Origin of the sequence: Moorella humiferrea, assembly GCF_039233145.1 — a bacterium.
In the GTDB taxonomy this organism is placed as follows: Bacteria; Bacillota; DSM-521; order Neomoorellales; family Neomoorellaceae; genus Neomoorella; species Neomoorella humiferrea.
This window is the reverse complement of record NZ_CP136419.1, coordinates 593,438-617,312: the sequence shown is the minus strand read 5'-3', so window position 1 is coordinate 617,312 and position 23,875 is coordinate 593,438. Positions and strand designations below refer to the sequence as shown.

The 23,875-nt window shown below is 56.4% G+C and carries 29 protein-coding genes; 7 read left to right on the top strand and 22 right to left on the bottom strand.

Features of this window, described 5'->3' with window-relative positions; translation table 11 throughout:
- Positions 1 to 60: 60 nt before the first annotated feature.
- Complete coding sequence (locus tag MHFGQ_RS03110; protein ID WP_106004439.1) at positions 61 to 1,059, top strand: SDH family Clp fold serine proteinase; 999 nt, start codon at positions 61 to 63, stop codon at positions 1,057 to 1,059.
- A gap of 17 nt (positions 1,060 to 1,076) precedes the next feature.
- Positions 1,077 to 1,253, top strand: coding sequence for a hypothetical protein (locus MHFGQ_RS03105; RefSeq protein ID WP_170066138.1), 177 nt, complete (start codon positions 1,077 to 1,079; stop codon positions 1,251 to 1,253).
- Between the two features lie 33 nt (positions 1,254 to 1,286).
- On the opposite strand, the gene MHFGQ_RS03100 is transcribed toward MHFGQ_RS03105, so the two are convergent.
- Both MHFGQ_RS03100 and MHFGQ_RS03095 read right to left on the bottom strand, forming a co-directional pair.
- Positions 1,287 to 1,721 (bottom strand): Hsp20/alpha crystallin family protein, encoded by a 435-nt coding sequence (locus MHFGQ_RS03100; RefSeq protein ID WP_106004440.1) that lies wholly within the window; start codon positions 1,719 to 1,721, stop codon positions 1,287 to 1,289.
- A gap of 58 nt (positions 1,722 to 1,779) precedes the next feature.
- Positions 1,780 to 2,457 carry an Hsp20/alpha crystallin family protein gene (locus MHFGQ_RS03095; RefSeq protein ID WP_106004441.1) on the bottom strand — a complete coding sequence of 226 codons (678 nt, stop codon included), beginning with the start codon at positions 2,455 to 2,457 and terminating at the stop codon, positions 1,780 to 1,782.
- Positions 2,458 to 2,626: 169 nt separating this feature from the next.
- Between MHFGQ_RS03095 and MHFGQ_RS03090 the strand changes: the two genes are divergently transcribed.
- Positions 2,627 to 3,007 carry a carbonic anhydrase gene (locus MHFGQ_RS03090; RefSeq protein ID WP_106004442.1) on the top strand — a complete coding sequence of 127 codons (381 nt, stop codon included), beginning with the start codon at positions 2,627 to 2,629 and terminating at the stop codon, positions 3,005 to 3,007.
- Here MHFGQ_RS03090 and garR read toward each other — a convergent pair.
- Both garR and ilvB read right to left on the bottom strand, forming a co-directional pair.
- Positions 2,974 to 3,885 (bottom strand): 2-hydroxy-3-oxopropionate reductase, encoded by a 912-nt coding sequence (garR, locus tag MHFGQ_RS03085; protein ID WP_106004443.1) that lies wholly within the window; start codon positions 3,883 to 3,885, stop codon positions 2,974 to 2,976. The two genes, MHFGQ_RS03090 and garR, sit on opposite strands and share 34 nt — an antisense overlap.
- Positions 3,886 to 3,909: 24 nt before the next feature.
- On the bottom strand, positions 3,910 to 5,580 hold the full coding sequence (ilvB, locus tag MHFGQ_RS03080; protein ID WP_106004444.1) for a biosynthetic-type acetolactate synthase large subunit: 1,671 nt from the start codon (positions 5,578 to 5,580) through the stop codon (positions 3,910 to 3,912).
- A 413-nt stretch (positions 5,581 to 5,993) separates the two neighbouring features.
- On the opposite strand from ilvB, the gene MHFGQ_RS03075 reads away from it, so the two are divergent.
- From MHFGQ_RS03075 to MHFGQ_RS03065, 3 genes are read left to right on the top strand one after another with little or no spacing between them, the layout of a single operon-like run.
- A complete protein-coding gene (locus tag MHFGQ_RS03075) occupies positions 5,994 to 6,221 on the top strand; it encodes a hypothetical protein (RefSeq protein ID WP_106004445.1) in 228 nt (75 codons plus the stop codon).
- The gene (locus MHFGQ_RS03070) at positions 6,214 to 6,558 is read left to right on the top strand and encodes a hypothetical protein (protein ID WP_106004446.1); all 345 of its coding nucleotides are present in this window, start codon (positions 6,214 to 6,216) and stop codon (positions 6,556 to 6,558) included. Before MHFGQ_RS03075 ends, MHFGQ_RS03070 begins: the two co-directional genes overlap by 8 nt.
- A complete protein-coding gene (locus MHFGQ_RS03065; protein WP_106004447.1) occupies positions 6,551 to 6,808 on the top strand; it encodes a hypothetical protein in 258 nt (85 codons plus the stop codon). Before MHFGQ_RS03070 ends, MHFGQ_RS03065 begins: the two co-directional genes overlap by 8 nt.
- A gap of 63 nt (positions 6,809 to 6,871) precedes the next feature.
- Here MHFGQ_RS03065 and ppdK read toward each other — a convergent pair whose 3' ends face one another.
- The 10 genes from ppdK to MHFGQ_RS03015 form a co-directional block, all read right to left on the bottom strand.
- On the bottom strand, positions 6,872 to 9,544 hold the full coding sequence (gene ppdK, locus MHFGQ_RS03060; RefSeq protein ID WP_106004448.1) for a pyruvate, phosphate dikinase: 2,673 nt from the start codon (positions 9,542 to 9,544) through the stop codon (positions 6,872 to 6,874).
- Positions 9,534 to 10,391 (bottom strand): pyruvate, water dikinase regulatory protein, encoded by an 858-nt coding sequence (locus MHFGQ_RS03055; protein WP_106004449.1) that lies wholly within the window; start codon positions 10,389 to 10,391, stop codon positions 9,534 to 9,536. The genes ppdK and MHFGQ_RS03055 overlap by 11 nt, the downstream gene beginning before the upstream one ends.
- Complete coding sequence (locus tag MHFGQ_RS03050; protein WP_106004450.1) at positions 10,363 to 10,998, bottom strand: helix-turn-helix transcriptional regulator; 636 nt, start codon at positions 10,996 to 10,998, stop codon at positions 10,363 to 10,365. Before MHFGQ_RS03050 ends, MHFGQ_RS03055 begins: the two co-directional genes overlap by 29 nt.
- Before the next feature lie 93 nt (positions 10,999 to 11,091).
- Entirely contained in the window at positions 11,092 to 13,176 is a 2,085-nt protein-coding gene (gene glyS, locus MHFGQ_RS03045) for a glycine--tRNA ligase subunit beta (RefSeq protein ID WP_106004451.1), read from the bottom strand.
- Between the two features lie 3 nt (positions 13,177 to 13,179).
- A complete protein-coding gene (glyQ, locus tag MHFGQ_RS03040; RefSeq protein ID WP_106004452.1) occupies positions 13,180 to 14,109 on the bottom strand; it encodes a glycine--tRNA ligase subunit alpha in 930 nt (309 codons plus the stop codon).
- 125 nt (positions 14,110 to 14,234) lie between these two features.
- Positions 14,235 to 14,669: a DUF4342 domain-containing protein gene (locus MHFGQ_RS03035; protein WP_106004453.1), complete on the bottom strand. Its 435-nt coding sequence runs from the start codon at positions 14,667 to 14,669 to the stop codon at positions 14,235 to 14,237.
- On the bottom strand, positions 14,620 to 15,423 hold the full coding sequence (gene recO, locus MHFGQ_RS03030; protein ID WP_106004454.1) for a DNA repair protein RecO: 804 nt from the start codon (positions 15,421 to 15,423) through the stop codon (positions 14,620 to 14,622). The genes MHFGQ_RS03035 and recO overlap by 50 nt, the downstream gene beginning before the upstream one ends.
- Positions 15,424 to 15,426: 3 nt before the next feature.
- On the bottom strand, positions 15,427 to 15,564 hold the full coding sequence (locus MHFGQ_RS03025) for a YqzL family protein (RefSeq protein WP_170066139.1): 138 nt from the start codon (positions 15,562 to 15,564) through the stop codon (positions 15,427 to 15,429).
- Positions 15,565 to 15,642: 78 nt separating this feature from the next.
- The gene (era, locus tag MHFGQ_RS03020) at positions 15,643 to 16,545 is read right to left on the bottom strand and encodes a GTPase Era (RefSeq protein ID WP_106004456.1); all 903 of its coding nucleotides are present in this window, start codon (positions 16,543 to 16,545) and stop codon (positions 15,643 to 15,645) included.
- 12 nt (positions 16,546 to 16,557) lie between these two features.
- Positions 16,558 to 16,947: a cytidine deaminase gene (locus MHFGQ_RS03015; protein WP_106004457.1), complete on the bottom strand. Its 390-nt coding sequence runs from the start codon at positions 16,945 to 16,947 to the stop codon at positions 16,558 to 16,560.
- Between the two features lie 110 nt (positions 16,948 to 17,057).
- Between MHFGQ_RS03015 and MHFGQ_RS03010 the strand changes: the two genes are divergently transcribed.
- Complete coding sequence (locus MHFGQ_RS03010; RefSeq protein ID WP_106004458.1) at positions 17,058 to 17,543, top strand: NUDIX hydrolase; 486 nt, start codon at positions 17,058 to 17,060, stop codon at positions 17,541 to 17,543.
- On the opposite strand, the gene MHFGQ_RS03005 is transcribed toward MHFGQ_RS03010, so the two are convergent.
- From MHFGQ_RS03005 to MHFGQ_RS02970, 8 genes are all read right to left on the bottom strand, one after another.
- A complete protein-coding gene (locus MHFGQ_RS03005; protein WP_106004459.1) occupies positions 17,540 to 17,884 on the bottom strand; it encodes a diacylglycerol kinase family protein in 345 nt (114 codons plus the stop codon). The genes MHFGQ_RS03010 and MHFGQ_RS03005 overlap by 4 nt on opposite strands.
- On the bottom strand, positions 17,884 to 18,354 hold the full coding sequence (gene ybeY, locus MHFGQ_RS03000; protein ID WP_106004460.1) for an rRNA maturation RNase YbeY: 471 nt from the start codon (positions 18,352 to 18,354) through the stop codon (positions 17,884 to 17,886). The genes MHFGQ_RS03005 and ybeY overlap by 1 nt, the downstream gene beginning before the upstream one ends.
- The gene (locus MHFGQ_RS02995; protein WP_106004461.1) at positions 18,323 to 20,488 is read right to left on the bottom strand and encodes an HD family phosphohydrolase; all 2,166 of its coding nucleotides are present in this window, start codon (positions 20,486 to 20,488) and stop codon (positions 18,323 to 18,325) included. Before MHFGQ_RS02995 ends, ybeY begins: the two co-directional genes overlap by 32 nt.
- Positions 20,470 to 21,474 (bottom strand): PhoH family protein, encoded by a 1,005-nt coding sequence (locus MHFGQ_RS02990; protein ID WP_106004462.1) that lies wholly within the window; start codon positions 21,472 to 21,474, stop codon positions 20,470 to 20,472. Before MHFGQ_RS02990 ends, MHFGQ_RS02995 begins: the two co-directional genes overlap by 19 nt.
- Positions 21,475 to 21,544: 70 nt before the next feature.
- Positions 21,545 to 22,795, bottom strand: coding sequence for a sporulation protein YqfD (gene yqfD / locus MHFGQ_RS02985; RefSeq protein WP_170066140.1), 1,251 nt, complete (start codon positions 22,793 to 22,795; stop codon positions 21,545 to 21,547).
- A 21-nt stretch (positions 22,796 to 22,816) separates the two neighbouring features.
- Positions 22,817 to 23,119: a sporulation protein YqfC gene (gene yqfC / locus MHFGQ_RS02980; protein WP_106004463.1), complete on the bottom strand. Its 303-nt coding sequence runs from the start codon at positions 23,117 to 23,119 to the stop codon at positions 22,817 to 22,819.
- A gap of 143 nt (positions 23,120 to 23,262) precedes the next feature.
- A complete protein-coding gene (rpsU, locus tag MHFGQ_RS02975; protein WP_106004464.1) occupies positions 23,263 to 23,439 on the bottom strand; it encodes a 30S ribosomal protein S21 in 177 nt (58 codons plus the stop codon).
- A gap of 87 nt (positions 23,440 to 23,526) precedes the next feature.
- On the bottom strand, positions 23,527 to 23,871 hold the full coding sequence (locus MHFGQ_RS02970; protein WP_106004465.1) for a histidine triad nucleotide-binding protein: 345 nt from the start codon (positions 23,869 to 23,871) through the stop codon (positions 23,527 to 23,529).
- Positions 23,872 to 23,875 lie beyond the last annotated feature (4 nt).

Genomic DNA, 23,875 nt, shown 5'->3' with positions numbered 1-23,875 from the left:
GTTTTTCATCGCCCGGCGGGAAATACTATTTTTAACCCCGCGCTTGGGAGGGCGATAACCATGGGAAGGGCCGAACGCCTGCCCCTTTTACAGCAGATCGAAGCCGAACGCCAGTCGGCCGTGATCTGCTACTTTACCGGTGATCGGGAGAACCTGGGCACCCGCATAGCACCCGACGTCATCCGGGTTTTTTACCGCCATCTCCTGGCCCTGGGCCCGCGGCCGCGCATCGATCTATTCCTTTATACCCGCGGCGGCGATGTCCTGACGCCCTGGCGCCTGGTAAACCTGGTGCGGGAATTTACCCATCACCTGGGTGTTCTGGTACCCTTTCGCGCCGCCAGCGCCGGCACCCTCCTCTGCCTGGGGGCCAACGAGATAGTCATGGGCGCCCTGGGAGAGCTGGGACCCATTGACCCCAGTGTCGCCAATGCCTTCAACCCGGAAGACCCGGCCAACCCCATCGCCCGCCTACCGGTCAGCGTGGAAGACGTCATGGCCTACTTTTCCCTGGCCCGGGAGACTGCCGGTCTGGAGAGTGAAGACAGTCTCGCGGCGGTGTTTAACCGCCTGGTAGATAAGGTACATCCCCTGGCCCTGGGCAATGTGCACCGCAACTATGCCCTCATCCGCTCCCTGGCCCGGAAGCTCCTGGAGCTGCACATGCCTGCGGAAGAAGACGGGCGGGTTACAGAAATTATCAAAAACCTGACGGAAAGGCTTTACGCCCATAACCATATGATCTCTCGACGCGAAGCCCTCCAGGAAATCAAACTTCATGTTACCACGCCTTCGGCGCGGCTGGAGGAGCTCATGTGGCAGCTTTATCTCGATTATGAAGCCGACTTGAAGCTACTGGAACCGTTTAACCCGGTCGCCCTTTTAAAACCCCAGGAGTATTCGGTGGATTTTGAGGCAACCGGCGGTATTATAGAGAGCATTCCCTGTCTGGATGCTTTTATCTTCAACGGCACCATAACCCGGGAAAGCCAGCCCAGGGAAGGCGCCCCGCCCGTTAACGTCACCTTTACCCGCCAGGGATGGCGCCAGCTGATCTAAAGAAAGGAGTTTCGTCCATGGTTACAGGGAAATCCGGACCCTTAAGAACCAACATCCGTATAATACCGGTCCGCAGTCCATATCGGACGCTTACGGATTCTTCTGCTTACCCGGCCGCCTTTGATACCCTTACTCCGGGCACTTATTTAGTCGTACGCGATGAGGAAGAAAAAAGCAGCAGCTGGCCCCTCTGAAGGATCCGGCTGCTGCCTTTATCCCTTTGTTATTTAAATTAAATGTCCTTGCCCCGGAGAAGGATTTTGTTCCGGCGACTGTACGTTTACGGCTATTTGTCTACCGCGATTCGTTTTGGGGAAACGTACCATCAAGAGCCCGCGGTCGAAGCTGGCCGCCGCTTTTTCCCCATCTAATTCCGGCGGCAGGGGGAGAAGGCGGTAAAACCTACCTACCGGCCATTCCTGATAGCGGTAGACATAGCGGCCGGCGTCAGGGGCGGCAACAGTACCTTCTATCTCCAGGGCCTGCTGACGAACTTCCACGCGGACGTCTTCCGGCCGGGCTCCGGGTACGGCAAATATGTAAATTAAATCATGATCGCTTTCCAGGACGTCTACAGGTGGTACCAGCATATCAGCCGGGGCCGCCATCCATCCAGGCGACGTCATTCCCGGGACGAACCACTGTCCCTGTGGTTGGAGCATTTTTATTCACCTCGAATAGTTAATTGGGATGGAAGCAGGTCTGTATTAATTAAAGTTGCTAGCCGGTGACGTTGACCTTGACCCGCCGCCGGGCGGTAAGATCCGACTTCGGCAGGCGCGCCTCGAGGATACCGTTGCTGTAAGTGGCGTCGACGTGCTCTGCCCTTACCGAACACGGCAGGGCCACCGTCCGATGGAGGCTCGTGGTCATACCGCCTGATATGGCCAGGGCGGAAATGCTTAAGGAGTCGTCGGTCACAGTTAATTGTAAATTATTGGGGTTTATGTTAGGAAGTTCCGCCGTTACCACCACATCGCTATTGGTTTCGGCCAGCTCGATGCGGGGCTGAATCATTCCGCCGCTAGGAGCAATGGCACTGGACATTCCCAGGCCGGCCATCATCCCGGGGAACCCGCTTACCATAGGTTGAAACATACCGGGACCGGCGAAACCTCCCATGCCCTGACCGGCAATCTGCCCGGAAAACATGGCCGGACTGAAACTGCTGATTAGAGGCTGACTAAAACCGCCCCAGTACTGGCCGATACCGGAAAAGGGACCCGCCTGGATGTCCGTATGCCAGCCCATGGCAGGATTGTAGCTTAAGCCCATGGACGGAAAACCGGTGCTCGCTCCCGCCCGCCAACCTGAAGAGGTGGGCACAAAGCTGTAATTGATTACCGTGCTTCCGGGCATACCCATTCCCAAGCCGGGACCGATGTTGCTGATGTACATGCAGTTTACCTCCCATTTGAGCCTGCTTCCATCCGGTGGATATTATGGCCCTCCCGGCCCGGAAATATGTAAGCCCGCCTGCTAAAGGCAGGCGGGCGATAGATTTGTAAAATAAAGGGTTTTAACTACCGGCGTCATAATTTATAATTGAAGGCGGAGGTGGTATACCATGGCGAGCTGCCAGGCTTGTGTATTGACCTGTATGGATTTCCGCATCCAGACCGCCGTTGCCAATTGGTTGCGGGACAAAGGGTTGCTCGGGCAGTACGATTATTTATCCCTTCCCGGCGCCAGCCGCAATTTCCTTGAAGAAGGGAAAATAAACCTGGTGGAAGATTCTTACCGGCTCCATCAAATTAAAGAAGTATACTTAATCCACCACGAGGACTGCGGCGCTTACAACTTAGGGGACCTTCCCGTTGCGGAACAGCTGGCCCGCCAGCGCCCGGATATGGAAGCGGCCGCCAGGATATTAAAAGAACGCCACCCGGAACTTAAAGTACATCTGGCCTTCCTTTATCTCGACGGCCGTGTGGTGGAACTAGCTTGACACTCTACCTGAGCCAGCTTCTCATAGAAGCGGATGATGGCACCATGGTCGGCGTCGCCCAGGCCGTCAACCTTGAGGGCCTGGAGGATTTCCATGACTGTCGCGGTCAGGGGCAGGGGTACTCCCACCTCATGGCCGGCAGCCAGGGCGTTGGCCAGGTCTTTGATGTGCAGGTTGATGCGGAAACCGGGATTAAACTTTCTGGCCATTACTAGGGGGGCTTTGGCGTCAAGGACCGCACTCCCGGCCAGCCCGCCGCGGATGGCCTGGTAGACGAGTTCCGGCTCGACGCCGGCTTTGGTGGCCAGGACCAGGGCCTCGGACATGGCGGCGATATTCAGGGCGACGATAATTTGGTTCGCCAGTTTGGTAACATTGCCGGCGCCGATGTCGCCGACCCGCACCACCGAGGCCCCCATGGCCTTTAAAATATCATAGCATTCATCAAAGTCTTCCTGCCGCCCTCCCACCATAATCGACAGGGTTCCGTCTATGGCCTTCGGCTCCCCTCCGCTGACCGGGGCATCGAGCATCCTTATGCCTTTTTCCTTTAATTTGGCGGCAATTTCCCTGGTAACCATGGGGTCTATGGAGCTCATATCAATAAGGATGGAACCCTGCTGTGCGCCTTCGATTATCCCGTTGTCTCCCAGGACCACTTCCTTTACATGAGGGGAATTGGGGAGCATGGTAATAAATTTGTCGCAGCGTGCAGCCACCTCGCGGGGAGAACCGGCGGGTTCCGCTCCGGCTGCAACTACTTCCGCAACCGCCTCTTTGACGATATCATATACAACTAACTGGTAGCCTGCCTTGATAAGGTTTTTGCTCATCGGTTTCCCCATTATACCAAGTCCGATAAAACCGATTTTACCCATTGTTTTCTACCCCTTTTCTAAATTTTATTGTTCGTATTCTTGAATGGCGTCAATACTGGTACCCATGGAGCAAAGGGTCGTCCTCTCTACTACTATGTCAAGGACGTATGGTACCCCGGCGTTCATCGCCCTTTCCAGGGCCGGTCTTATTTCCTCCGGCCGCGTTACCCTTTCGCCTTTGGCCCCGTAACCTGCGGCCACCTGGACAAAATCTATTTTCCCCTCACCGTACCACAGGTCGACGGCATATTCATAGCCGTAGTTCTGGGCCTGATTCTGACGGATAAGGCCCAGGTAGCCGTTGTTCACTATGACGACGATAATTGGCACATCGTACTGGCAGGCCATGGCCAGGGTTTCGCCCTGAAAGGTAAAACCACCGTCGCCTACGATGGCGCAAACCCGAGCGTCGGGATTGGCTATTTTGGCACCTACAGCCGCCGGGATTTCATAACCCAGCGTCCCCGCTCCCCCCGAGGGAAGATAGTACCTGGGCCGCCATATCTTCTGGAACTGCCCCGACCAGATCTGGACGACGCCGCAGCCGGCCGTGAAAATAGTGTCCTTGCCCAGCAATTCGTTTATTTCATGAAACACCCGCTGGGGCTTTATGGGAATATCATCGAATTGCAAACGCCGCTCGTATTTTTCCCGGAGCTCCGGTATCCCGGCCACCCAGCCCTGGGGCGCCCTTTTTCCGGTCTTCACCTTGGCGGCCTCCAGCAGCGCCGCCAGGGCCTGCTTGGCATCGGCGACTATGCCCAGGTCGGGGCTGACGACGCGCCCTATCTGGGTTGGTTCGATATCGATATGGATAAACTTTCGCCCCCGGGTGTAGACATCCAAGTTACCTGTATGCCGGTCATTGAACCTGCAGCCGATGCCCAAAACCAGATCGGATTCTAGAAAGGCTTTGTTACCGAAGGGTGTATTGCACTGTATACCTACCTGGCCGCAGTAAAGGGGGTGATCCGGGGGTATGCTGCCCTTGCCCATATAGGTTGTCACCACCGGTAAGGAAAGGTAGTCGGCAAAGTCTAGGAGCTCTTTAGTGGCCCCGGCAGCGATCACCCCGCCACCGGCAAGGATAATGGGGGATCGGGCGGCCAAAATCATTTCTACCGCTTTTTCAATCTGTTTGGGATTGGACCGGGGTTTATCCCAGGTCAATGGAGCATCCAGATCCGGATCGTAAGGTATATCGGTCGTCTGGACATCCAGGGGTAGGTCGATAAGAACCGGACCCGGCCTGCCCGACCTGGCCAGGCGGAAGGCCTCCCTGAAAATACCTGGTGCCCGGGCCGGTTCGGTCACACACCATGCGCCTTTAACATAGGGCCGTACCGTACTTACAATGTCCACGCACTGGAAGGCTTCCTTACCGAGTTGGGAACGGGTATTCTGGCCGGTAATCGCCACCATGGGTACAGAATCTATCTGGGCGTTGTACAGCCCGGTAACCAGGTTGGTCGCCCCGGGGCCCGAAGTGGTAAGACAGCAGGCGATCTTCCCGCTGGCCCTGGTATAGCCGTCGGCGGCATGGGCCGCCCCCTCTTCGTGCCTGGCGGTGTAATGCTTTATTTTCGAGCGGGCTAAGTACTTATACACCGGCGTAATGCTGGCACCCGGTATCCCAAACGCAGCCTCCACGCCTTCGCTTTCCATTATTTTCACTAGAACTTCGGCCACAAGCACTACGCTTACCCCCCATCCGTATGTTTCTCCCCTTGAGCCTTTATTTTAAATGGTATACCATAAAAAATAAAGGCTTTGGCCGCCAAAAGTCATTCTCGCCCTTTGAAAACAGTCTGGCGTACTTTAAACGGCCGGAAAGGAGCAGAGGGGGGATAAAGAACACAATTTATTCTTTAAATTATTCTTTTCATCCTATCGGTACTACCTGTAAGTTGTTAAAATCTGCACATTATGGATTGCATTTTTTGTAGGTGTGCGGGATAGATCGCGATATTTGTTGACAATATTTGCCTTATGCATTAGCATAAAAGTATTACGACCCAGAATCTTTATCAGGATCCAATAAACGCCGGAACATTTTCAAAAAGCACCACCATTAAACAAACAAAAAAAGATTAATTACGGGTGATAAGATGAGGCGCATAGATTACGATGAATACATGGAACAATTACGTAAAAAATCGCTCCATCTTTATGTGCGCTGGGCAGCACATACAAGTAAAGGCGATCATTCTCGTAAACCGCGCGACCCTGAAGAGGAAAAAATTTTGTTTCTTTTGGACCGGAACCGCTGGCAATGGGCACTAGCCAGCAAGCGCCTGGAAAAACTTGGCCCCCGGAGGTATAGATGGAATGGATAAATATTTAGTGGCAAGGCTGGAATCTTTAAAGCAAGAGAAAGACCAGCTTAAAAAAGCCCTGGGGATATTGGCTGTTTTGACGGCTGCCCTTAAACCTTTAGGTATAAAACCCATTCTGGTAGGCGGGCGGGCGCTGGAATTTTACACTTTAGGTGGTTACGCAACCAAAGACATGGATCTGGTTATCAACGGCAGGGAGCAGGCCAAAGCTATTCTTGCAAGAATGGGTTTTTTACACCGCCCCGGTGAGCGACACTGGTATCACGAAGAACTGGACAAAGCTGGTGTAACCACTGGTGTAACCATTTTTGTTACGGAGGGTGTTTACCATGGGTGAAGTGATCAAAAGAAGGATTTTAAACATTTCTCTGCCGGTTACTTTGTATAAAGATCTCGAGGAGATGGCACGGGAAAAAGCCAAAACTAAGGCAGAATTCGCCCGCGAGGCCATAGTCAGGTATATAGAAAGCGAAAAACGCTGGCAGTATATTAGAAAATGGGGCCAGGCTTCCGCCCGGCAATTACAGCTTAAAGATGATAAAGATATTGAAGAAATAATCCACACAATGCGGAAGGAAGGAATATAAAAACAGGCTGCCGACCCAGTGCAAAGTCAGCAGCCTGTAATTTTACTATCTTATCCCGCCTTGTTATTCTCCCTTTTGCTCGAGTTTGCCCTTCTTTTCCTTCAACGCGGCCTGGGCGGCGGCAAGGCGCGCTACCGGCACCCGGAAGGGTGAGCAGCTGACGTAGTTCAAACCGATCTGGTGGCAGAACTCCACCGAGCTGGGTTCACCGCCATGTTCGCCGCAGATGCCGACTTCCAGTCTGGGATTGGTGCTGCGGCCGAGTTCCACGGCCATCTTCATGAATTTGCCCACGCCGTCGCGGTCGAGGACGATGAAGGGATCCTCTTTCAGGATCTTCTCGTCTACATACTGATGCAGGAATTTGCCCTCGGCATCATCCCGGCTGAAGCCGAAGGTGGTCTGGGTCAGGTCGTTGGTGCCGAAGGAGAAGAACTCGGCTTCCCTGGCGATTTCATCGGCCGTGGCGCAGGCCCGCGGCATTTCGATCATTGTACCGACCTTGTATTCAAAGTCGACGCCCGTTTCCTTCTTTACCTCTGCAGCCACCTTATCCACCAGCTCGTGGAGGCGCTTTAACTCGTTGACATGGATGACCAGCGGGATCTCCACTTCCGGCAGGACTTTAACCCCTTCTTTCACCAGCTGGGCGACGGCCTGGAAAATGGCCCGGGCCTGCATGGCGTAGATCTCCGGATAGGTAATACCTAAGCGGCAGCCGCGGTGGCCCAGCATGGGGTTGAATTCGTGCCGCGCCCGCACCTCGCGCAGGAGGGCCTGCTTTTCTTCCAGCTCTTTGGGATCGCCGCCTGTCGCCTGCAGCCTGGTGACTTCCACCAGCAGCTCTTCGATATTAGGCAGGAACTCGTGCAGGGGCGGGTCGAGGAGACGGATGGTCACCGGCAGGCCTTCCATGGCTTTGAGGATCCCGTAGAAGTCGCCCTGCTGCATGGGCAGGAGTTTGGCCAGGGCCGCTTCGCGTTCTTCTTTGGTCTTGGCCAGGATCATCTCCTGGACAACGGGCAAGCGGTCAACCTGCATAAACATGTGCTCCGTCCGGCAGAGACCGACGCCCTCGGCGCCGAACTCCCGGGCCCTCCGGGCGTCTTCCGGCGTGTCGGCGTTGGCGCGGACTTTGAGACGGCGGAAGGAGTCGGCCCACTCCAGGATGGTTTCAAATTCACCGGTCAGCTGCGGGTCAATCAGAGGGACTTCGCCCAGCATGACGTTGCCCGTGGAACCGTCGATGGAAATGACGTCCCCTTCTTTGATGACCAGGTCGCCGATAAAGAAGCGTTTATTTTCCACATCAATCTTAATGGCGTCGCAGCCGGTGACGGCCGGTTTGCCCATACCCCGGGCCACTACGGCGGCGTGGCTGGTCATGCCGCCCCGGGCTGTGAGAACCCCCTGGGCCTGGACGATGCCGTGGATGTCGTCGGGAGTGGTTTCGGTACGCACGAGTATTACCTTTTGGCCGTCAAGGCCCATCTTTTCGGCTTCATCGGCATCAAAAACCACCTGACCAGAGGCGGCGCCTGGGGAAGCCGGAAGGCCTTTAGCAATGACCTGGAGTTTGGCTTTGGGATCGATGCGGCGGTGCATGAGCTGGCCTAACTGGTCGGCCTCGACGCGGAGGACCGCTTCTTCTTTGGTAATCAGGCCTTCGTTCACCATATCGACGGCGATTTTAACGGCTGCGGCCGCCGTGCGCTTGCCGTTGCGGGTCTGGAGGATGTAGAGCTTACCCTTCTCAATGGTAAACTCGATGTCCTGCATGTCGCGGTAGTGCTTCTCCAGCAGCTCGCATATCTCTTCGAACTGGCGGTAAACCTCGGGCATTTCTTCTTTCAGGGTGCTGATGGGTTTGGGCGTGCGGATGCCGGCCACCACGTCCTCGCCCTGGGCGTTGATGAGATACTCGCCGTAAACGCCCTTCTCCCCGGTGGAGGGGTTACGGGTAAAGGCCACGCCGGTACCGCTGGTGTTGCCCATGTTGCCGAAGACCATGGTCTGGATGTTGACAGCGGTGCCCAGGTCATCGGCGATTTTATTGATCTTGCGGTAGACGATGGCCCGCGGGTTGTTCCAGGAGTTGAAGACGGCGCGGATGGCCATGTAGAGCTGTTCTTTGGGATCCTGGGGGAAATCGCGACCGCTGTGGCTCTTGACGACATCCTTGTACTCCGCAATAACCTCGCGCAAAGCTTCCGGGGTCAACTCGTTGTCAAATTTGACACCCAGGCGCTCTTTATGTTTTTCCAGGACAGCTTCAAAATTGTTATGTTCTATGCCTAAGACCACATTGCCAAACATCTGGATGAAGCGGCGGTAGCAGTCCAGGGCAAAGCGCTCGTCACCCGTCTGGGCGGCCAGGCCCTTGACCGACTCATCGTTTAAACCGAGGTTTAAGATAGTGTCCATCATGCCGGGCATGGATACGGGCGCCCCGGAACGGACGGAGACGAGCAGGGGATTCTCGGGGTCGCCGAGTTTTTTGCCGTTGATAGCCTCGAGATCCTTCAGGCGGGCGGCGACTTCCTCCTCCAGACCGGGCGGAAACTGCTGTCCCAGGCGGTTGTATTCATTACATGCCTCGCAGGTGATGGTAATTCCCTGGGGCACGGGCAGGCCGATGTTGGTCATCTCGGCGAGGTTGGCACCTTTCCCCCCGAGGAGGCGCCGCATGTCAGCCCTACCTTCGCTAAACAGGTAAACGTACTTTTTATTTGCCATAACCTTCCCTCCGATAATAGATTTGGAGTATTTTATCGGCCGTCTCCTCGACGGCCTTATTGGTAACGTCGATTACCGGGCAACCTAATTTTGCCATTACTTCCCGGGCATAGGCCAGTTCTTCTTCGATGCGGCTGCGGTTAGCATAACCGGCCTCACCCGGTAAACCCAGGGTTTTCAAACGCTCCTGGCGGATCTGGTATAATTTCTCGGCATCTATAGTCAGCCCTATTATCTTTTCCGCCGGTAGTGTTAGCAATTCTTCCGGCAGGGGCACCTCCGGAACCAAGGCCAGGTTGGCGGCCCGCAGGCGCTTGTGGGCCAGGTACATGCACACCGGTGTTTTAGAAGTCCGGGAGACGCCGATTAAAACCAGGTCGGCGTGGCAGAGGCCCCGGGGGTCTTTGCCGTTGTCATATTTGACGGCAAATTCAATGGCTTCCATTTTACGGAAATAATCTTCATCCAAACGGCGGATGAGACCCGGCTCCTGGCGCGGCTCCCTGCCCGTCGCCCGGGCGAAGGCATCTATCAAGGGCCCAAGGAGATCTACGGCCGTTATTCCCCTTTCGGTCGCCAGCTCCAGCAGCCGCTTTTTCAACTCCGGCAGGACCAGGGTAAAAACAACTATGCCCCCTTCCTGGGCCGCTTCGTTCATGACCTCTTCCAGATGCTCGGCTTCGGTCACAAAGGGCACCCTGCGGATGTCCAGCTCGCCGCCGTCAAACTGGCTGGCCGCCGCCCGGGCCACATACTCGGCCGTTTCCCCTAAGGAGTCGGAAATGATATAGATAACGCCGATGGTAAACCCTCCTTCCCTAGCGGCCGCCTTCTCCCAGCTCGACAAAGAGCCGGGTAATGGTCGTCTTGGTGAGGCGGCCGATAACCTCCACTTTCTTTTCCTGCCCTTCCACCGGGCGGACCACCGGCAGGGCGTCCACTTCGTGTTCGATCATTTTCCGGGCGGCTGTCAGGACGGTTTCGTCAGAGGTGGTGCAGATGATGTTCGGCATTCGCGTCATGACCACCGAAACAGGCATCTTCTGGAGATCGCCACCGCCGATGGCGGCTTTCAAAAGGTCTTTGCGGGAGACAACGCCCTCCAGGTAGCCTTCATTATCAACCACCATCAAAGTGCCGACGTCCTCTAAAAACATGGTCACCACAGCGTCGTAAACCGAGGTGTTTACTTTTACGGCACGCGGCAGTCCCTTGACGTCCCCCACCTTTATCTTTTTAATCTCCTCGGCAACCAGGGCCTGGGTGGGTTTGCTGCTCAAAAAATAGCCCACCCGGGGACGGGCTTCCAGAAGGCCGGACATGGTGAGGACGGCCAGATCGGGCCGCAGGGCGGCACGAGAAATGTTCAGCTCTTCGGCAATCTGCTGGCTGGTAATGGGTCCGGAACGTTTGACGATGGCTAAAATCTGCTGCTGCCGCGGGGAAAGCTCCACCTTTTACCCCTCCTCCCGGCCCCCAGCCTGGATGCTCTCTAATGTATACCACATACCCGGTTATTTTCCTTCCCGCTTGCCAAAAAATTTCCGTTAAGGTACCAGGCGGGAAAAGTCGGCCAGTTGCCTGACCAGGTCCACCACCCCCTGAAGGAGGGCTAGGCGGTTGGCGCGCACTTCCTTTTCCGGTGCCATGACCAGGACGCCGTCAAAAAAGGCGTCGATGGGCTCCCGTAAGGGAATCATGGCTTTTAAGGCGTCTAAATATCTGCCGGCCTTGATTTCCGGTTCCACTCGGCGCCGTACCTCTTCCAGGGCCCGGTAGAGTTCGATTTCCACCTTTTCCTTCAAGGCCTCCGGTTCCAGGACGTACCTTTCGCCTGCCTGGCGGGCCAGGTTGAAGGCGCGGGTGAAGGCCGTTTGCAGGGCGTTAAAACCCTCTTCTTCCCGGAAGGCGTTCAAATCCCGGGCGCGGTGGTAGACGTCGGCCAGGTCGTCGCTACCAACAGCCAGGCAGGCCTCGATGACGTCAAAGCGAATGCCCTTTTCCTCCAGGAGATGCTCTAAACGCTGGCGGCAAAAGGCGGCCAACTGGTCCTGGACGAAGGTTAAATCCCGGGGGAGCTTAATCCCTTCATCGCCGTAACCCTGGTAGGCGGCGGCGATAAGCCTTGCCAAGGAAAACTTAAGGTTAAGCTCCACGGCCATGGTTACCAGCCCTGCGGCCTGGCGGCGCAGGGCGTAAGGGTCCTGGGAACCAGTGGGAATCAGCCCGGCGCCGAAGCAGCCCACCAGGGTGTCCAGCCGGTCGGCCAGGCCCACGACCATCCCCGTCAAAGAATCGGGCAAGCGGTCGCCGGCGAAACGGGGCCAGTAGTGCTGGCGGATGCCCCTGCACACTTCGGCATCTTCGCCGTCGTGGGCGGCGTAGTAGGAGCCCATAATCCCCTGAAGCTCGGGAAATTCGTAGACCATGGCAGTAGCCAGATCAGCCTTGGCCAGCTCCGCCGTACGTTCTACCAGCGGCGTCAAGTAATCCGGCAGATCCAGCTCCGTGACCAGCAAGCGGCTTAAACGTACAATGCGTTTTGTTTTATCATACATGGTCCCCAGATTTTCCTGGAAGACGATCTCCGCCAGTTTCTTCACCCTATCCATCAGGGGGATTTTCTGATCTTCCCGGTAAAAGAAGGCGGCATCGGCAAGTCTTGCCGCCAGCACCCTTTCGTTGCCGCGGCCGATGGTTTCCAGGTGGGCGTCGGTGCCGTTGTGGACGGTGATAAACAGGGGCAGGAGCTCCCCCCGATCGTTCCACACGGGGAAGTAGCGCTGGTGGTCGCGCATGGGGGTAATGACTACCTCGTGGGGCAGTTTCAGGTAGTCCGGGTTAAAACGTCCGGCCAGGGCCGTGGGATATTCCAGGAGGTAATTTATTTCTTCCAGCAGATCGGGATCTTCTTCCACCCGTCCTCCTTCCCGGGCGGCCAGGCGGGTCACTTGCTCCCAAATAAGCCGCCGGCGGCGCTCTTGGTCGACCAGAACGAAGTTTTGCTCCAGTATTGCAAAATAAGCACCCGCCTCGGGGACTTCATGGGGCCCTGGAGATAGAAAACGGTGACCGTAGGTCAGGCGGCCTGCTTTAAGGCCGGCCACCTCCACAGGTACGACATCCTCGCCGAAAAGGGCCAGCACCCAGCGTATGGGGCGGGCGAAACGCATGTCCAGGGTTCCCCAGCGCATGGGTTTGGGAAAGCTCAAACCGTTAACGATGTTTAAAAGCAGGTCGGGCAGGACCTCCAGGGCCGGGCGCCCGGCTTCCTTTTTGACGGCAAAGACGTATTCCCCGCCGTTAATGCTGCGGGTAACAAGTTCGTCCACTGCGACGCCGTTGTTCCTGGCAAAACCCAGGGCGGCCTTGGTAGGCCGGCCGTCGGCGTCGAAGGCCACCTTTACCGGCGGTCCCTTAATCTCCTGAACCCTTTCTTCCTGGATTTCCGCTAAGTTGCTTATGTAAAGGGCCAGTCGCCGGGGCGTGCCGTAAGTGGCCACCCGGTCATACTTTAAACGATATTCCTCAAAAACCCCGGCAGCCAGGTCGGCCATTTGTTCCAGCGCCCCCGGCATAAAACGGGCGGGAATCTCTTCGGTGCCTATTTCAAAAATAAGGTCGCGGCTCACGGGCTATCCCTCCTTTACGTCGTACGCGTCTTTCAGATCCCGGCCTAAGACCGGAACGTCCATGGCATGGTTTAGCAGGGGATAGCCCAGTTTTTCCCGCTGCTCGAGATAGGCGGCGGCGCACAGGCGCGCCAGGTGCCGGATCCTGCCGATGTAGGCCGTCCGTTCGGTGACGCTGATGGCTCCCCTGGCGTCCAGGAGGTTAAAGGTGTGGGAACACTTAAGGACGTAGTCGTAGGCCGGTTGTACCAGGCCCTGTTCCACCACCCGCTTGGCCTCGGCCTCATAGGCGTTGAAAAGGGTGGTCAGCATGGCGATGTCGGCGACATTGAAGTTGTAATGGGAGTAATCAACCTCGGTCTGGTGGTGGATGTCGCCGTAGGTAATGCCGTCTACCCACTCGATGTCAAAAACGCTGTTCACCTGCTGTATGTACATGGCCAGCCTTTCCAGGCCGTAGGTGATCTCAGCGCTCACCGGCCGGCAGTCGAAACCGCCGCACTGCTGGAAGTAGGTAAACTGGGTAATCTCCATGCCGTCCAGCCAGACCTCCCACCCCAGTCCCCAAGCGCCGAGGGTGGGAGATTCCCAATTATCCTCGACGAAGCGGATGTCGTGCTCGCGAGGATCGATCCCGATGGCTTCCAGGCTCTTTAAGTATAAATCCTGGACGTCGTCGGGGGAAGGCTTTAAGATGACCTGGTACTGGTAATAATGCTGCAGGCGGTTGGGGTTTTCACCATAGCGGCCGTCGGTGGGACGCCGGGAAGGCTCGACATAGGCCACGCGCCACGGCTCCGGCCCCAGCACCCGCAAAAAAGTCGCCGGGTGCATGGTGCCGGCTCCTTTTTCCAGGTCGTAGGGCTGCTGGATGACGCAGCCCTGGGCCGCCCAGTACTGCTGCAGGGTCAAGATTAATTCCTGGAAATTCAAATTAAATTTCTCCCCTCTTACAAAAGAAGCCCCCGCCCTGCCAGGGACGGGAGCTAACTTTTCGTCAGAACACTTTGGCCGGCCCCTGGCCAGCCTTACATGTCATTAATTTAGCAAAATAACCTCTAGTTGTCAACTTGGTCGTCGCCAGCCAGGGTATGTTCTTCCACCTGCCCGTCGGGCCGCTCGATTTCCAGGGTGTAGCGGTTAAAAAGGGCGGCCACCGTGCTTAGACCCGCCAGGACGGCCAACTCGCTGCTGGCAAGAATCCCTAAAACTCCCAGAGCGCCGACGGTTGCCGGTATTTCGGCCACGGTTTTGCCGTCCTTTTTGACTTTAATCCGCGCCACATTGCCCCGCTGCAGGATGCCACGAATACGCTCCATGAGCTTTGCGCTCCACCCGGCCAGCTCCTTTTGCAGCCCTTCTTTGGCAGTTTCTTCGTACTGGATGAGGGCCTCTAAAACGTCACCTCCCGCCCGTTCCAGGGCATCCCTGGCCTCCCGGTAGCTAATTCCTAAGCGCTCGCGCAGCTGATCGATTTTTTCCAGTTCCGTCATCTGTAACGCCCCCTATCTCATTGATCAAGGCACGGGATTTGAGTTTCCTGTCTAAATAGTATTCTAAAAAGGCGGGCATAATTTCCCCCAGCTCTTTATCAAAGTACGGGCTCAAACGCAGGCGCTGAAGGTGCCGCCAGTTTATATGATTTAACTGTTGCCATATCTTTATACTACCCGGCACTACCTGGTATTCCGGAGGCTTTTGCCCGCGGCACCGGGAACAAATAGCCCCACCGGCTGCCGGCGCAACGGTCACCTTCCCCTTTAGCTCTAACATGCCGTCGCAGGAAGCGCAGCGGTCGAGGCGGGGCTCCAGACCCATGATTTTTAAAGTGCGGGCTTCAAAGGCGCGGGCCACAAGGGAAGGGCGGGCCGCCCCCAGGGCCTCCAGCCCCTCTTTTAAAAGATAATACATGGCCCTATTGATCTGGCCGGGCATGACGACGACGTCGGCGATCTCCACCAGATAAAAGGCATAGGCCAGAAGCTGTAAATCGCTACGCAAGGGAGCGAAAATCGACTGTACTTCACACTGGGTGACGGTGGCCAGGCTTTTACCGGCGTAAAATAAAAAGCGGGACCGGCAGAGCTGCTGGGTTCCGCTGCGCAGGCTGCTTTTGGATTTACGCACCCCTTTGGCGATGGCCTCTACCTTGCCATGATGGGGCGTGAGGATGGTCAAGAGCAGGTCCGTTTCGCCGTAGTCCCTGCTTTTCAAAACTATGCCTTCGGCCCGGAAATAGCCCGCCATTCTTTATCCTTCTCCCGAAAGTTGCCTTTCCTGCCGCCATTCATCGGCAGCCAGCTGCCGTTCAAGCAGGCGGTACAAAAGATAGGCTTCAATGCTGCCCGTCAGGGTAAAAAGGCGCCACCACGTATCCTTCGACTGCATAGGCGTCATCCTTTCCGGGTTTCGCCGTAGTGGGGTAATAAATAGACTGGCCTAAAAGGCGCGCCTTATACCAGGGTACTACTGGATAAGGCGGCGATCATAACCCAGCTGGCGTAACGCCAGTTCCTCACGACGCCAATTCTTTTTTACGCGCACCCTTAAATTTAAAAAAATTTTGCTGCCCAGCAGGGCTTCCATCTCCCGGCGGGCCGCAGTGCCGATGCCTTTGAGACGGCCTCCTCCTTCTCCAATGATGATGCCCTTTTGGGATTCCCTTTCCACATAAATCACCGCATCGACGTAGAGAAAGCCGTTGGGGCGCTCGGCTATTTCCTCCACCACAACGGCCACCGCATGGGGCACTTCTTCCCGGGTGGCGTGAAGGACCTGTTCCCGGATGAGCTCGGCTATAATGAATTTTTCCGGTTGATCGGTGATCATGTCCGGAGGATAATACTGGGGCCCGGGCGGTAAAAACTTTAATATTATTTCCGGCAGGGCGGCTACATTGGTGCCCTCCAGGGCCGAGACGGCCTGCACGGCTTTAAAGTCCAGGCGGGAGCGGAAGAATTCTTCCCGCTCTCTAAGGACGGCGTCGTCCACCAGGTCGATTTTATTAAGAACGAGGATAACGGGGGTAGCGACTTCTTTTAACTGGGCAATAATGTATTCTTCGCCGGGTCCCGGAGGAACGGCAACGTCAACTACGTAGAGGATTACGTCCACTTCGCCCAGGGTGCTGCGGGCCACGGCCACCATATATTCCCCCAGCTGATGGATGGGCTTGTGGATGCCGGGCGTGTCGAGGAAGACAATCTGGTAGGTGTCCGTCGTCAGCACCCCCAAAATTTTATTGCGCGTCGTCTGGGGCTTTTCGGACATGATGGCGATTTTATGGCCTACCAGGCGGTTCAACAGGGTTGATTTGCCGGCGTTGGGCCGGCCGATGAGGCCGGCAAATCCGGAAAAATATTCAACCAAAACAGCGGCACCTCATTTCATGATAAAGGTGTCGGGCAGCAGCTCCTTGAGGGTGCGGCGAATCCAGGGACCGCCGGGCCGTCCTATGAAGATTTCCAGCTCAGAAGCAAACTCGGCCAAAACTTGGCGGCAGGCGCCGCAGGGAAAGGAAGGCGCATCTTTACCGCCAACTACCGCCAGGGCTAAAAACTCCCGTTCGCCGGCGGCCACGGCCTGGAATACGGCCACCCGTTCGGCGCATACGGTTAAACCATAGGAGGCGTTTTCTATATTGCACCCCGTATACACTTTGCCCGTAGCCGTTAGTAAAGCCGCACCTACAGGAAAGAGTGAATAGGGCGCATACGCCCTTTTTCTAGCCGCGGACGCGGCGGCGATTAATTCTTCGGGTCTTAAAGACATGAGGCGTCCTCCTTATCTAATTTTACCATTAGAGCCAGTCGGCGGTCAATTTTTCGGGAAATTGAACTATAATTAGGGAAGAACGGAAAACCTGGTGAAAGGGTGAGGACATGCAGCGGACTTATCCTTCCCGCCCCCTCGTCGGCGTGGGGGCGGTGGTCATTAAGGACGACAGCATTCTTCTGGTACGGCGAGGGGCACCGCCGGCCGAAGGCCTTTGGAGCCTGCCCGGCGGCAGTCAAGAGGCAGGCGAAACGGTACGGGAGGCCGTGGAACGGGAGGTTCTGGAAGAGTGCGGCATCAAAGTGGCCGCCGGTCATCCCATCGCCGTCCTGGACAGCATTTATACCGACGGCGACGGCCGGATAAAATTTCATTACGTCCTTATCGATTTTTGGGCCGAATACCTTGGAGGCAGCATTAAAGCCGCCAGCGACGCCGCGGCGGTCCGCTGGGTACCCCTGCGGGAGGTGGAGAACTATCCCTTAAGCCGGGGGTTGAAGGAGGTCCTGGAAGCCCTGGGTCTCCTCGACCCTTCTCCCTCCCTCCCGCCGGTGGGCGTTCTGTACAGCACCATCCGGGGCGAAGCCCTTTAATAAAGCCCCAGGCGGGGGCCGAAAATTATGCAGGCAATGATTATCGCCCCGATGGCGGTCATCAGCACCGCCCCGGCGGCGACGTCCTTGGCGATCCGCGCCAGGGGATGGTATTTTGAGGTGTAAAGGTCGACGGCCACTTCTAAAGCCGTATTAAAGGCCTCCGCCGCTATAACCATGGTAATGGTGAGGGTTAAAACGGCCCATTCCCAGGGCCGGACATGAAAGTACACCCCGGCGGCTACGACCGCCGCTGCGGCCGTCAAGTGGATGACCATATTGACCTGGGTGCGCAGGCAGTAGAACACCCCGACCAGGGCCGCCCGGAATTTATCCAGCATTACCGTTTCAACCCCATCCGGGCAAGGATCTCTTCCTGGCGCGCTTCCATCCTGGCGGCCGCCTCTTCCCCTTCATGGTCGTAACCCAGGAGGTGGAGAAACCCGTGGACCGCCAGAAAGGCCAGCTCCCTTTCAAGGCTGTGGCCGTATTCACGCGCCTGGCGGACGGCCGCGGGCACGGAAATGACAATGTCTCCCAAAAGCCTTTCCACCTCGGGGGTGAAGGAGACGGGCTCATCGGGAACGTTTTCTTCCAGGGCGAAGGAGAGGACGTCGGTCGGGGCGTCGATCCCCCGATAGGTACGGTTTAAGTCCTGGATGGCGGCGTCGTCCACCAGGGTGAGGCTAACCTCCGCCTGCCCGTCTACTCCCAGGACAGCGGCGGCCTCCTGCAGCACCCTTTCCAGCAGGGATATTACCTCCTCTTTCAGGGGGTAATCATCCTGCAGATTGTTTATGGAGCACTCCATTGCGGTTTTTTCTCCTTTCCATTTCTTTGAGAACCGCTTCCGGATATTCCACCCGGTTGTGGAAAATGCCGTTTAGAACGCGCATAAAGGCTTCCGCGATGAGGCTTAGATCCTTAAAGGTCAAGTCGCTGGCTTCCAGCTGGCCGTCCTCCAGTTTTTCTTTGATGATTTTGCGTACGAACCCCTCCATGCGTCCTGGGGTGGGCCTGGGCAAAGAACGGATGCCGGCCTCTACACTGTCGGCCAGCATGACTATGGCCGCTTCCCTGGTCTGGGGAATGGGGCCTTCATAGCGAAAGTCGTTTTCGTTCACGCTGTCTTCCCGGCTGTTTTCCCGGGCTTTATGGTAGAAATAGCTCATTAAAGTAGCCCCATGGTGCTGGGCTATAATATCCTGAATCACCTGGGGCAGGCGATATTCCCTGGCCATTTCCAACCCGTCCTTGACGTGGCAGGAAATGATGAGGGTGCTTAAAGTGGGGGCCAGGCGGTCATGGGGATTCTCAGCCGTCACCTGGTTTTCAATAAAAAAGTACGGACGTTTGAGTTTCCCTATATCATGATAATAGGCGCCCACTCGCGCCAGCAGGGAGTCGGCGCCTACGGCATCGGCCGCCGCCTCGGCCAAATTGGCCACCAGGATGCTATGGTGGTATGTGCCCGGCGCTTCCAAAAGGAGACGCTTCAATAGGGGATGGTTGGGATTGGATAGTTCCAGAAGCTTCACCGCCGTAGTAATGCCGAAGCTGTTCTCCAAAAAAGGCAGGAAGCCCAGGGTCAAGACCGTTGACAAAAGGCCGTTAGCCAGGGCCAGTACCGCGGCAATGCCCATTTGAAAGAGGGTGTGCCTTAACATCAACTCCAGGGCCACCACACCGATGAGCCCGGCCAGCATTAAAAAAAGGCTGGATCGGGCAAGGTCGGAACGCTGGCTCAAGTGGCTGACACAGTAAATGCCCACCAGACCGCTGATGACGCCCACGGCAACGAACTGGTAGTATATACCGCTGATAATGCCAGCCTCCAGGGCCAGAAAGACGGTAAAGACAACGGCCACACCTGCATCCAGGAGGATGGCCACCAGCATGGAACCTGCGGCCACCGGCATGAGGTAAGCCACCAGACGGGTGATTTCCGTCCCCCCGCCCAGGCTGATGGCGGCCACCCCGCGGGCAAAAATCAAGAATATCAACCATAAAAGTCCCAGGAGGAGCAGCAGGCGGTTGTTGTTATATACCTCACGCTTAAAAAAGCGCAAATAAAGAAGCATCAGGGTCACCAGGATGGCCTGATAGAGGACGAGACCCATGAGCCCGCCCCACGAAGCCCCCGACCGGAGCAATCCCAGCTTCTGCAGGGCTTCGATGTCCTCGGCGGTTACCAGTTCCCCATCGCTGACGATCTTTTCATTCTGGCGGATGGTCACTTGGACGGGGCTCACCTCAGCGGCCGCCTTCTCCTTTTTCTGCATGGTAGCGGCAACGTCGTAAATGAGGTTGGGCTTTAACTCCAGGCCCCTGATTATGGCCGCCACTGCCGGCTTAAATTTATCTTCTATCGCCGCCTCTTCCACGGCGGCCAGCATTTTATCGCGGGCGGCATCCAGGGCGTCCTGGGGTACGGCCTCACCCATTATCCTGTTCACGATGTTTTTGGTCACTTCGCGTAAAGTGTCAACGGTAGTTGGGTCGGCACCTGCCAGGGCCTGGAGGGAAGCAGGGCTAAAGTTTATCTGGTTCAGCTTCTCCTTTAACAGGGCCGCCTTCGCGCCGACGTCGCCGGCACTGCCGCTTACAGTTTTAATCTCCCGGAAAATCTCGTCGAGGCGACCGGTTAGAGCCGCGGCTACCGTATTGTCTACCCGATAAACGGGGGCTACCTGGGCCGCCGCTTCTTCCCTGGCCTTCTGGGTTAAAACTTCGCTTTCGTAGACAATACCCTGGGGCGCCTTGAAATCCCGGGGGCTGGGCTGCCCCACCTTTAAATCCAGCTTCTGGGGCATATAATCCAGGGCCAGGACGGCCACGGCCGCCATAAACAGGATTATCCCCCAAAAAATCCTGGTTTTTGAAAGTTCAGGACCAAGGCGGGCCAGCAGCGGATAAAGGAGCCCTTTCAACCGCTGCCACGGCACATCCGGTCACTCCTCTCGTAGGCTTTGATTATTTCCTGGACGAGGGGATGGCGGACCACATCGGCCTCAGTGAGATATTCAATGGCAATGCCCTCGATGCCCTTTAAAATCCGCTGGGCTTCCACCAGGCCGGAAGTAGTGTCCCGGGGCAGGTCCACCTGGGTGACGTCACCGGTGATGACCGCCCGAGAGCCAAAACCGATTCTCGTTAGAAACATCTTCATCTGCTCGGAGGTGGTGTTCTGGGCCTCATCCAGGATGATAAAGGCATCGTCCAGGGTACGCCCTCGCATGTAGGCCAAGGGCGCTACTTCTATAATATTTTTTTCCATATATTTTTGTGCCGTTTCCATCCCCAAAATATCGTAAAGGCCGTCGTACAGGGGGCGGAGGTAAGGGTTGACCTTTTCCTGCAGGTCCCCGGGCAGGAAACCGAGCTTCTCCCCGGCTTCCACTGCCGGACGGGCGAGGATTATCCTTTCTACGCTCCGGGACCGGAGGGCGTTGACGGCCATGACTACGGCCAGATAGGTCTTCCCCGTACCGGCGGGTCCGATGCCGAAGACGATATCATAACGGCGCATGGCCTGGACGTAGCGAAGCTGTCCCAAAGTCTTCGGCCGGATATGCTTGCCCCTCGGGGTGACGTAAAGAACCTCTCCCAGGGCCTGAGCAAGGTCGGTATGGCCCTCGCCGACCCGATCCTCCAGGCGCACCATGTTCCAGGCGTAATTGATGGTGGCCGTGTTTATGGTCGTACCGGCCCGGGCTAGCTTAATCAGCTGCCTGAATAATCTTTCCAGTTCCTCGACTTCCTGGCGTGACCCCCTCACCGTCACCTCATTGCCCCTGGCTATGATGCGGGCCGAAGTCCGGCTCTCAATAAACTTAAGATTTTCGTCCTGATGTCCGAAAAGGTTGACTGCTTCACCGTTGCTGCCGACTACCAGCCGGGTTTCGTAATCGGTGACCAAGGTTTTATCCATCAGCTCCTTTGTGCTTTAAATCATTTAATTTTAGCATATACATGAGGCGGCGTAAAGGTGCACTACACCTTTAACCGCCGCCCAGGGGTACGACCTGGCCGATGTCTTCTTCCGTTTCTATCCAGGCGCGAACGCGAACCGTTTCTTCTTCTGGTTTGCTTATGGGAATTATCTTTTCCCCTGTCACGACTGCACCGGGCGGCAACTTTCTTTTAAGTTCCGCCAGGATCTCTTCACCGGCAGTCCGCACCGCTTCTTCATAGGAAAGCTGTCGCGAGTTGATTTGAACTTCGCTATATGTCGTAATAATGAGTTCGACGGGCACGATAAAATTCCTCCAGGACGGCAGGGCCACAACTTTATTTTCCCGGTGGTAGTGGGCGTAAGGAGGACCTTCCGGTCCTTTTATTATATAGCGTCGCCCGACAATCTGCACCGTAATCGTCTCCTGGTGGCGCCCCGTAGGTACTGTAAAAATTCGCCGGCGCTCAACGCTTTTTTCTCCTTCATACCAGACGCGAGCCTTTACCTCACCCCGTGCCCGGACCAGGCGCGGCTCCTGGGGCGGTTGGGAAGAAGGGGCCCCACCCTGCGGCTGTTCCGGGCCGGACGGCAAAATTAAGCCGGATATTAAAATCTCCCCCCGCCGCACGGTGTCGCCGACCTTGACCCTACCTTCGCCGTCGATGACGAGGATATCCTTGATCACCCCGTCCTTGGCGGCCACGATACTTGCCGGACCAGTCTCCCGCTCCTCCGGAGGAGCCGCCGCTTTTTCTACTACGGCGATTTCGGCCAGGGTTCCCCTAAAGCGTATACCTATCCAGGCGGCCTGGGGCAGGCGCCTTTCTATCCCTTCTTCGAGGACGCGGACGTCGATGGCGCTTTTTCTGATCCCCGGTTGCAAACCTTCAGCCCGGGCGGCGGCCAAAACCTGTTCCGGGGTAAGGACCTTAAGGGGTTCGCCTTCCGGGCGAACATGGATCACCCAGACAAAGGTAGATAAAAAATAGACGGCCAGCAAAAAGAAGAGGCTGCCTGCAACAAGTACCTGGCGCCGCCGCAGGCGGCGGCCGTAAAAAGGCCAGCCCCGCTTGTCCACAATGCGTACCCGGCAGCCGCTCCTATGGGCCAGAGAACGCAGGGCGTGTATTTCGTCCACCCTCATTTTGGCCTGAATGCCGCCGTCTTTATTGAAGACTATATCCCAAAGGGTAATATTTGCGGCCAGGGCCTCATTGAGGAATTTTTCTGGATCGCCACCACGAACTTCCAGGAGCAGATAGCCTTCCAGGTTGTTCATTATGCTGCGCCAGGGCACCGGTCCCTTCCTCCCATCCCCTCATTTCAGAAATTCCAAAGAATGGATGGTGCCTTCCAGGGCAATGGCGTCCGGTCGAATTTCTTTGAGGAGCAGGCCCGTCCCCTTGATCGCCAATTCGCCGGTGGTAAGGTGCAGGCGCACCAGATCATCCCGGTAGGTGCTTATACCCCGGTGGTTTTCTACTATAAGCCTGCCATTGCCTAACAAAGTCAGACGGGACAGGTCCAGGACGGCATCCGCCGGCAATTCCAGGTATTCGGTAACGGCCCTCTCCAGGCGTCTGGCCCTGTCCACGAGACTGTGCCGGGAACGTCTTTTCATCCTGTTCCCTCCTGCCACTACTTTATGCAGGGTACCGGAAAAAAAGACCGCAAAAAAGCCCGGTCCTGTAGGACCGGGCCCTATTGGCTTTAAAGCTGGCCACCGGGAAAATTAAATATTGAGGGAAGTGAACTGCCGTGACATCAATGCCAGCGACGCTTGCGAGCCGCCTCGGATTTTTTCTTGCGCCTGACACTGGGTTTTTCATAATGTTCCCGGCGCCGCGCCTCGGAGAGGATACCCGCCTTCTGGCAGATACGCTTGAACCGCTTCAGAGCGGCATCGATGGATTCGTTCTTGCCGATTCTAACCTCGCTCAACCCTGCTTCCCTCCCCCCGCCACCCGGTGGACGCTGCCCTTCCAGAGCTCAACATAAATTTAATTATATATCGCATTTCACGTGAAGTCAACCGAGGATGCGCAGCTGCCTGCCGCCTAACAAATGGAAGTGCAGGTGGTAAACGACTTGGCCGCCTTCTTCCTTGCAGTTATTTACTATGCGAAACCCGCGCTCACTCAACCCCATCTGCCGGGCAATCTCCACCGCCACCAGGTGTATGTGACCGAGGAGTTCCCGGTCTTCCTCCGTTATGGCCGTGAGGTCGGGAATATGTTTTCTGGGTATAATCAGGATATGTACGGGTGCCACCGGCCTGATGTCTTTGAAGGCTACAACTTGATCGTCTGAATATACTATCTCTGACGGAAGTTCGCCCGCGGCTATCTTGCAAAATATGCAGTCTGCGGCCACAATT